This is a genomic window from Streptomyces sp. NPDC056296 (assembly GCF_042268605.1).
GTDB lineage: Bacteria > Actinomycetota > Actinomycetes > Streptomycetales > Streptomycetaceae > Streptomyces.
This window is the reverse complement of the sequence record NZ_JBHJRX010000055.1, coordinates 54,399-59,457: the sequence shown is the minus strand read 5'-3', so window position 1 is coordinate 59,457 and position 5,059 is coordinate 54,399. Positions and strand designations below refer to the sequence as shown.

The 5,059-nt window shown below is 68.5% G+C and carries 5 protein-coding genes; 2 read left to right on the top strand and 3 right to left on the bottom strand.

What is annotated here, in order from left to right:
• Positions 1-132: 132 nt before the first annotated feature.
• From ACFCZF_RS32200 to thyX, 3 genes are all read right to left on the bottom strand, one after another.
• Positions 133-1,818 (bottom strand): ribonuclease J, encoded by a 1,686-nt coding sequence (locus ACFCZF_RS32200; RefSeq protein WP_375925447.1) that lies wholly within the window; start codon positions 1,816-1,818, stop codon positions 133-135.
• Between the two features lie 159 nt (positions 1,819-1,977).
• Positions 1,978-2,877 (bottom strand): 4-hydroxy-tetrahydrodipicolinate synthase, encoded by a 900-nt coding sequence (dapA, locus tag ACFCZF_RS32195; RefSeq protein WP_376674637.1) that lies wholly within the window; start codon positions 2,875-2,877, stop codon positions 1,978-1,980.
• Positions 2,878-3,088: 211 nt separating this feature from the next.
• On the bottom strand, positions 3,089-3,829 hold the full coding sequence (thyX, locus tag ACFCZF_RS32190; RefSeq protein WP_376674636.1) for an FAD-dependent thymidylate synthase: 741 nt from the start codon (positions 3,827-3,829) through the stop codon (positions 3,089-3,091).
• A gap of 188 nt (positions 3,830-4,017) precedes the next feature.
• Between thyX and ACFCZF_RS32185 the strand changes: the two genes are divergently transcribed.
• Both ACFCZF_RS32185 and ACFCZF_RS32180 read left to right on the top strand, forming a co-directional pair.
• Positions 4,018-4,257, top strand: a complete 240-nt coding sequence (locus ACFCZF_RS32185) for a hypothetical protein (RefSeq protein ID WP_055421654.1) — start codon at positions 4,018-4,020, stop codon at positions 4,255-4,257.
• A 115-nt stretch (positions 4,258-4,372) separates the two neighbouring features.
• The gene (locus tag ACFCZF_RS32180) at positions 4,373-4,927 is read left to right on the top strand and encodes a hypothetical protein (protein WP_376674635.1); all 555 of its coding nucleotides are present in this window, start codon (positions 4,373-4,375) and stop codon (positions 4,925-4,927) included.
• Positions 4,928-5,059: the final 132 nt, after the last annotated feature.

Here is a 5,059-nt window from a genome sequence, read left to right as displayed (position 1 = left end):
ATCGCCTATAGGTCTAGGCTGTGGTTGTTGTCCCTTCGGCGTGGGGGGGCCGGGTGTTGGGGGGGGGTCCTCTCAAGCACCAGGTGTTCCCACCCCGCTCCAGGTTGACGCTGTCGGAGGTCCGACGATCCGTCAGACCTCCACGACCACAGGGAGGATCATCGGCCGGCGTCGGTAGGTGTCCGAGACCCACTTGCCGAGGGTCCTGCGCACGAGCTGCTGGAGCTGGTGCGGCTCGACGACGCCGTCCTGGGCCGAGCGTTCCAGTGCTTCGACGACCTTGGGGAGCACTGCGGCGAAGGCCGAGTCCTCGATGCCGGAGCCACGGGCCTGGACATGCGGGCCGCCGGTGATCTTGCCGGTGGACGAGTCGATGACCACGAAGACCGAGATGATGCCCTCGTCGCCGAGGATCTTGCGGTCCTTGAGGGCCGGCTCGCCCACGTCACCGACCGACAGGCCGTCGACGTACACGTATCCCGCCTGGACCTTGCCGGAGATCTTGGCCTTGCCCTCGACCAGGTCGACGACGACGCCGTCCTCGGCGATGACGATGCGGTCGTGCGGGACGCCGGTCAGGGCGCCCAGTTCGGCGTTGGCGCGCAGGTGGCGCCATTCGCCGTGGACCGGCATCAGGTTCCGGGGGCGGCAGATGTTGTAGAAGTACAGCAGCTCGCCGGCCGAGGCGTGGCCCGAGACGTGGACCTTGGCGTTGCCCTTGTGGACGACGTTCGCGCCCCAGCGGGTCAGGCCGTTGATCACGCGGTACACCGCGTTCTCGTTGCCCGGGATGAGGGACGAGGCCAGGATCACCGTGTCGCCGTTGACGATGCGGATCTGGTGGTCCCGGTTGGCCATGCGGGACAGGGCGGCCATCGGTTCGCCCTGGGAGCCCGTGCAGACCAGGACCACTTCGCTGTCCGGCAGGTCGTCGAGCGTCTTGACGTCCACGACGAGGCCCGGCGGGACCTTGAGGTAGCCGAGGTCCCGGGCGATGCCCATGTTGCGGACCATGGAACGGCCGACGAAGGCGACCCGGCGGCCGTACTCGTGCGCGGCGTCCAGGATCTGCTGGATGCGGTGGACGTGGCTGGCGAAGCTCGCCACGATGATCCGCTTGCGGGCACCGGCGAAGACCTGGCGCAGGACGTTGGAGATGTCCTTCTCGGGCGGGACGAACCCGGGGACCTCGGCGTTCGTCGAGTCCGAGAGGAGGAGGTCGATGCCCTCCTCACTCAGGCGCGCGAAGGCGTGCAGGTCCGTGAGGCGGCCGTCCAGCGGGAGCTGGTCCATCTTGAAGTCGCCGGTGTGGACGACCATGCCCGCGGGGGTGCGGATGGCGACGGCCAGCGCGTCCGGGATGGAGTGGTTGACCGCGACGAACTCGCAGTCGAAGGGACCGACGCGTTCGCGGTGTCCCTCCGCCACCTCGAGGGTGTACGGGCGGATCCGGTGTTCCTGGAGCTTGGCCTCGATGAGCGCGAGGGTCAGCTTGGAACCGATCAGCGGGATGTCCGGCTTCTCCCGGAGGAGGAAGGGGACACCGCCGATGTGGTCCTCGTGGCCATGGGTGAGGACGATGCCCTCGATGTCGTCGAGGCGGTCCCGGATGGACGAGAAGTCCGGCAGGATCAGGTCGATTCCGGGCTGCTCCTCCTCCGGGAAGAGCACCCCGCAGTCAACGATCAGTAGACGGCCGCCGTACTCGAAGACCGTCATGTTGCGGCCGATCTCGCCGAGGCCGCCGAGGGGCGTGACCCGAAGGCCGCCCTTGGGGAGCGCAGGGGGACGGCCCAGTTCAGGATGCGGATGACTCAAAAGACTCTCCTCAACCACACGCGCCACGTACCGGTGGGCACGTGGCGCGCGTGACGTTCGTGCAGAAGCAGTTGTCGTAGTGGGGTGCGGGCACCGGTGGCCCGCGTATTCAGTTGTGAAGTCCGGTGGTGCGGTGGTGCGGTCGTGCGAAGTCTGTTGTCAGAGCTGTACCCCGCCGGCGGCAAGATCGATCTTGAGCTGCTCGGTTTCCTCGGGCGTGAGGCCGACCATGGGCGCGCGCAGCGGTCCGGCGGGCAGTCCCAGGAGGGCGAGCGCGGCCTTTGTGGTCATGACGCCCTGGGTGCGGAACATGCCGGTGAAGACCGGGAGCAGCTTCTGGTGGATCTCCAGTGCCTTCTGTACGTCACCCGAGACGTGCGCGTCCACCATGGCGCGCAGTTCGGGCGTGACGACGTGGCCGACGACCGAGACGAAGCCGACCGCGCCCACGGAGAGCAGCGGTAGGTTGAGCATGTCGTCGCCGGAGTACCAGGCGAGGCCGGAGCGCGCGATGGCCCAGCTGGCGCGGCCGAGGTCGCCCTTGGCGTCCTTGTTCGCGACGATCCGCGGGTGCTCCGCGAGGCGGACCAGCGTCTCGGTGTTGATCGGGACGCCGCTGCGGCCGGGGATGTCGTAGAGCATGACCGGCAGCTCGGCGGCGTCGGCGATGGCCGTGAAGTGCTGGTACAGGCCCTCCTGCGGGGGCTTGTTGTAGTACGGCGTGACGAGCAGGAGGCCGTGTGCGCCTACGCGCTCGGCGGCTCGGGCCAGCTCGATGCTGTGCTGGGTGTTGTTGGTGCCGACTCCGGCGACGACGTGTGCCCGGTCGCCGACGGCCTCCAGGACGGCTCGTACGAGGTCCGCTTTCTCCGCGTCGCTGGTGGTGGGGGACTCACCGGTGGTGCCGTTGATGATCAGGCCGTCGTTGCCTGCGTCCACCAGGCGGGCGGCGAGCCGCTGAGCGCCGTCGAGGTCGAGTGCGCCGTCCGCCGCGAAGGGCGTGACCATGGCGGTGAGGACCCGCCCGAAGGGGGTCTGCGGAGTGGAGGTCGGAGCCATGGGTTACACGCTACTCGTTGCTCAGGGCGGGGTCTGCCCTCGGGGGAGGCGGCAGGTCGGAACGGAAGTGGAGCCCGGCACTGCCTGCTCGGGGGTTCAAGCAGTGCCGGGTCCCTTTGATCAGGCTAGATGAACTTCTCCAAACGCCGCAATACGGACACTTCGCACGGCTGATGCGTACATCTGTGCCCGATCGGGCGCCGAGGGCGCGTTACGGCGCCACGCGACCGTTCGCGTTGAAGGCGGCGTGGGTGAGCGGCATGAGCCGCGCCCACTCCTCTTCCATCTTCTCGCCGACCATCTCGATCTCCCGCTGCGGGAAGGAGGGGACCTTGGCCAGCTCGTGCTGGGTGCGCAGGCCGAGGAAGTGCATCATCGAGCGCGCGTTGCAGGTGGCGTACATGGACGAGTACAGGCCGACGGGGAGCACCGCGCGGGCCACCTCGCGGGCGACGCCGGCGGCGAGCATCTCCTGGTACGTGCGGTAGGCCTGGCGGTAGGAGTCCTCCATCGACCGGCTCACCAGTTCGTGCTGCTCGGCGGTTCCCTCGACGAAGACGTACTTGCCCGGACGGCCCTGCTGGACCAGTTTGCGGTCCTGCCCCGGCACGTAGAAGTTCGGCTGGAGCTCCCGGTAGCGGCCCGACTCCTCGTTGTACGACCAGCCGACGCGGTGCCGCATGAACTCGCGGAAGACGAAGATCGGGGCGCTGATGAAGAAGGTCATCGAGTTGTGCTCGAACGGGCTGCCGTGCCGGTCCCGCATGAGGTAGTTGATCAGGCCCTTCGAGCGCTCCGGGTCCTTCTTCAGCTCGTCCAGGGACTGCTCTCCGACGGTCGAGACGCGGGCGGCGAACAGCACGTCGGAGTCGGTCGCGCTGCTCTTGACCAGCTCGACGGTGACGTCGCTGCGGAGGTCGATCTTGAAATCGTCGGCGGGGGTGTCGGTCACGGGTGCAGGGCCTTCCCATCTTGTCGCTTGGCGAGGCCACTCTACGGCTCGCCGGCCATCGGCCCGCCGAATGGGGCGTTCGGTGCAGTGCCGCGATGAAATCGGTGAAAGAGGGCACCCGAGGGGCTGTTCGTTCGTCTGTATGAGTAACAGCGAAACATTCATCCCTGAAGGGAGACGCAGCCTCCATGATCCGCCGGCGTGAACCCGTGCCGTTCGCCTTCGTCGCCGAAGCCGACAGGTTCCGCAGCAATGTCACACCCCCGCCGCGCGAGCGGGCGTCCTTCGGCCAGTTGGCCGGGCGCTGGCTGCTCGGTCTCACCGTCGTCGCCGGAATCGTGGGCTCCCTGGTGATCGGGATGCCCGCTCTGTCCGCCGACCAGCCCTCGCCGCACAAACAGCCGTCACAGGCCTCCGACCGGCGCTGAAAAGCGTCGTGGGGCCGGTCCTGACTCCATCCGGACCCCGAGGGTGGTGACCGGAGACACAGGTCGGTAGCCTCACCGGGCACAGCACATGCCATGGAACGAGTGAGGACCAGCCGTGCCCCTGCCCTTCCTGACGGCCGACCGCGCCTTCGACGCCGCCGACGATGTCGCGCTGCCGTACGACGACCGCGACCTCTGGCGCCGGCCCTACCGGCCGGGGCCGTGGCGCGTGGGGGTGGCGGCACTGATGCTGCTGCTCGCCTCGTTCGTCCTGTTCGCGGCGATCATCATCGCGGCGACGGACTCACTGTCCTCCGCCGGTGTGGTCTTCGGCGTCGCGGTGGTCGCGATCGCCTGTGCCCTGCGGCTGCTGCGCATGGGCGCGTGGGTGAGCGCGCACGGGGTGCGTCACGTGAGCTTCTTCAGCACGCGCACGGTGGCCTGGCAGCAGGTCTCCAGCGTGCGCACGGTGCAGCAGCCGGTGCGCTGGCTGGGGCTGCCGCGCACGGTCCAGGGGCAGGCACTGCTCCTCGTCCGGCAGGGCCGGCCCGCGGAGACCTCGTCCCCGCTGCTGACCACGCACAACGCCGACTTCCTCGGGCGGGAGGACGCCTTCGACCGGGCGGCCGATGCCGTGGAGGCGTGGGCCGCCGAGTACCGGCGAGGCTGAGCTCCGAGGACTGACGCAGACGACAGACGCAGACGACAGACGCAGACGACAGACGCCGGGGCCAGGAGAAAGGTGGGGGGCGGGGAGCGGGAGGTCCGTTCTTTTTTTTTTTTTTCTCCAACTCCCCTCCAA